Source organism: Amycolatopsis sp. NPDC039088 (genome assembly GCF_055598845.1).
On sequence record NZ_JBVKAE010000086.1, the window covers coordinates 1 to 2,781 of the forward strand.

General features: G+C 66.5%; 4 protein-coding genes. 3 read left to right on the forward strand and 1 reads right to left on the reverse strand.

Features of this window, described 5'->3' with window-relative positions:
* Nucleotides 1-139 precede the first annotated feature (139 nt).
* Nucleotides 140-1,099, reverse strand: a complete 960-nt coding sequence (locus tag ACZ7KI_RS43275) for a glycoside hydrolase family 25 protein (protein WP_470278806.1) — start codon at nucleotides 1,097-1,099, stop codon at nucleotides 140-142.
* Between the two features lie 130 nt (nucleotides 1,100-1,229).
* Between ACZ7KI_RS43275 and ACZ7KI_RS43280 the strand changes: the two genes are divergently transcribed.
* The 3 genes from ACZ7KI_RS43280 (at nucleotide 1,230) to bcp (ending at nucleotide 2,659) form a co-directional block, all read left to right on the forward strand.
* A complete protein-coding gene (locus ACZ7KI_RS43280; RefSeq protein WP_007028251.1) occupies nucleotides 1,230-1,412 on the forward strand; it encodes a hypothetical protein in 183 nt (60 codons plus the stop codon).
* Nucleotides 1,413-1,612: 200 nt separating this feature from the next.
* Nucleotides 1,613-2,158 carry a hypothetical protein gene (locus ACZ7KI_RS43285; RefSeq protein WP_470278807.1) on the forward strand — a complete coding sequence of 182 codons (546 nt, stop codon included), beginning with the start codon at nucleotides 1,613-1,615 and terminating at the stop codon, nucleotides 2,156-2,158.
* A 27-nt stretch (nucleotides 2,159-2,185) separates the two neighbouring features.
* Nucleotides 2,186-2,659 (forward strand): thioredoxin-dependent thiol peroxidase, encoded by a 474-nt coding sequence (gene bcp / locus ACZ7KI_RS43290; RefSeq protein ID WP_470227168.1) that lies wholly within the window; start codon nucleotides 2,186-2,188, stop codon nucleotides 2,657-2,659.
* The last annotated feature ends 122 nt before the right edge of the window (nucleotides 2,660-2,781 follow it).

Below are 2,781 nucleotides of genomic sequence, written 5' to 3' on the forward strand. Positions count from 1 at the left end.
TGGGACACTCAACGTCCCAATTCCTTCATAGACGTCGGCCTGCGCCATGACGAAGAGGTCTCCGACCAGCAAGATTTCGACTTTGCCGGGACCCTACTCTGAGGGTAGGGAAGGAGGCCTTCACGGACCTTCGAGCCGCTCAGCCGACGATGTCGATCTCGAAATCCGCGTTCGAGCTGTATTCGAAGTCGGCCCACACCGCGCCCGGCAGGGGGTACCGCCGGTGCGCCACCGTTTTCGGATCGAATCCGGGCGTCTGCAAGGGATTCCCGCCGACACCGACCTTGTCGCTGCCCCAGGCGAAGATATTGCCCTGCCAGACGGGAGCGTCGGTGGTGCCGTCGCCGTCGACACGCGGCCGGACGATGATCGCGGCCGTATCGCTGCCGGAGAGCAGCAACCGCACGGACGTGACGGCCGGGCTGGCCGGAATGGTCCTTCGTTCCATGAGTTCTGTCGTCGCCTTCCGTTTCGGGGCGGCGCCGCCGCCGGTCAAGTGGGCGTTCGTGTAGGACTCGTTGAGATCGACACTGCTCGCCCGGATACCGGGGATCTGGCCGGCGTCCGAGTATTGGTGCACGTCGTAGCGGCCCGCGGCGGCGTCGGGTTTGGCGCCGTAGCGCGCGATCCAGATCACCAGGTCCGGCACGCCGAGACGATCCGGGCGCAGCATTTTGGCGAGTGAATTGTTCATGTAGATACCGGGCCGGAAACCGTGCCCCGCCACGCGGTCGCAGAATCTGATCGAGAAGTCCCGCTTGCTCCCGTCCGGGATGTTCGGCGTACCCGAACCCGGCGGGTTGTCCTCTAGATCGAGCATCGGGACGCACCCTGTCGCCCCGAGCCTGCGGACCTGCGCGATGAACAAGTCGGCCTGTGCCTCAGGCGACGGACTCGCCTGAGCGAAATGGTAACCACCTACCGGAATACCGGCGGCCCTCGCCCCGGCCACCAAGGCGTCGCCGGTATTGCGCCCCCCGTTCGGGAGACCACCGCCGTCCGTGAGCTTGACGAACGCGAAAGTCACGCCGTGCTTCTTGACGGCTTGCCAGTCAGTAACAGTCTGAAAGCGGCTGTAGACATCTATTCCCAGCGCCATTGTTACAGCCTGACGGGTGAGTCTGTTGGCCAAAAGGGCCTAGTGGGCGATAACTGGTACGCCCGATTCGCCCTTTTGGGCGGCGCCTCCCCGGCTGACCCGGCTGACCCGTGCCCGTACTGTGACAGTCATGGCGTCTCGAAGCCCCTTTCGCTGGCTGACCCGGTGGGCGGACTGGTTCGAAGAGCGCGGTGTCTACGTCCCCGGCGAGGAGAGCCGCGCGGTCGACCCGATGCGGGATTTCGGCTGGCTGATCGTGGCCTGGGTGTCCGGCCTGGCGATCTTCATCCTGTTCTTCGCCTTCGCCGTTTGAGCGTGGTCGATGTGCCACTCAGGTGACGACTGTCACTAGCCGTACCTTTCCGATCACGGAACGGCCACGGGTGTACACCAGGTGCGCCTCAACCCGGCCGCGCCGCTCCTCTCAGCTGACGAAGACCGTCACTCTGGACTCTTCGGCACTAATACCTACCTCGAACGGCCCACTCGACCCGCCGACTGGAGTAACCGCACATGGCGCCCCCGCGCACCCCGAAGCTCTTGATCGCCGCCTGCTCGTTGCTGCTGGCGACCGCGTGCGGGGTTCCGGCACCGGAAAAAGGGGCCGCGGCGCTCGGCGCGGACACCCCGGCGCAGGGTCTGGCCGCGACGCACGCGGAAGGCGACCTCGCGTTCGGTGCCCCGCACCGGTTCGCGACCGGGGTCACGATCTCCGTGTCCTCCCCGAAGTCGTTCCGCCCCAGCACGTCCGCGTACCCGCAGAGCCCGCGCGCGGTGGCGTTCGGCATCGACGTGACGAACGCCGGCGACGGGGTCTACCGGCTCTCCGGTCTGTCCGTGACGGGTGAGGTCGACGGCGAAAGCTCGTCGGTCAAACAGGTCGTCGACCCGGTGCAGGGCTACAACGGCATCGCGGACGCGGGCAAGGACGTCGCACCCGGCCGGTCGGTACACCTCAACCTGGCGTTCGCCGTTCCGGACAAGCCGGTGAGGCTGCGTCTGCAGGTCCGGCCGAACCCCGCGGAGCCGGTCGCCGCCACCTACTGCGGGAAGGTCTGACGCCTCCGGTTCGCTACCGTGTGCGTCATGACCGAGCAGCGACTCTCCCCCGGCGACACCGCGCCCGATTTCACCCTCCCCGATCACGAGGGCAACGACGTCTCGCTCAGCGACTTCCGCGGCAAGTCGGTCGTCGTGTACTTCTACCCGAACGCGGGGACGCCGGGCTGCACGAAGCAGGCCTGCGACTTCCGGGACAGCCTCGCGCAGCTCAACGACGCCGGCTATCAGGTACTCGGCATCTCCCCGGACAAGCCCGCGAAGCTCGCGAAGTTCGTCGAGGCGGAGAAGCTGACCTTCCCGCTGCTCTCCGACACGGAGAAGACCGTCCTCAAGGCGTACAGCGCCTTCGGCGAGAAGAAGAACTACGGCAAGGTCTACGAGGGCGTCATCCGCTCGACCTTCGTCGTCGACGCGGACGGCAAGATCGCCGTGGCGCAGTACAACGTCCGGGCGACCGGGCACGTCGCGAAGCTGCTGCGGGACCTCTCCCTGGCGTAAAGCCTCGTGAGTGGGGGGTTGGGGTTTGACCCCAACCGCCACCCCCCACCACCCCCAACCGACAACTTCCTGGGTTCTTTCCCCCGGTTTCCCGACGCCTTCCCCCCGTTTGAAGACCGATT

What these genes read in the sequence shown, in the direction of transcription:
- bcp (WP_470227168.1), top strand. Translation starts at nt 2,186, where the DNA reads ATGACCGAGCAGCGACTCTCCCCCGGCGACACCGCGCCCGATTTCACC.
- ACZ7KI_RS43285 (WP_470278807.1), top strand. Translation starts at nt 1,613, where the DNA reads ATGGCGCCCCCGCGCACCCCGAAGCTCTTGATCGCCGCCTGCTCGTTG.
- ACZ7KI_RS43275 (WP_470278806.1), bottom strand. Translation starts at nt 1,099, where the DNA reads ATGGCGCTGGGAATAGATGTCTACAGCCGCTTTCAGACTGTTACTGAC.
- ACZ7KI_RS43280 (WP_007028251.1), top strand. Translation starts at nt 1,230, where the DNA reads ATGGCGTCTCGAAGCCCCTTTCGCTGGCTGACCCGGTGGGCGGACTGG.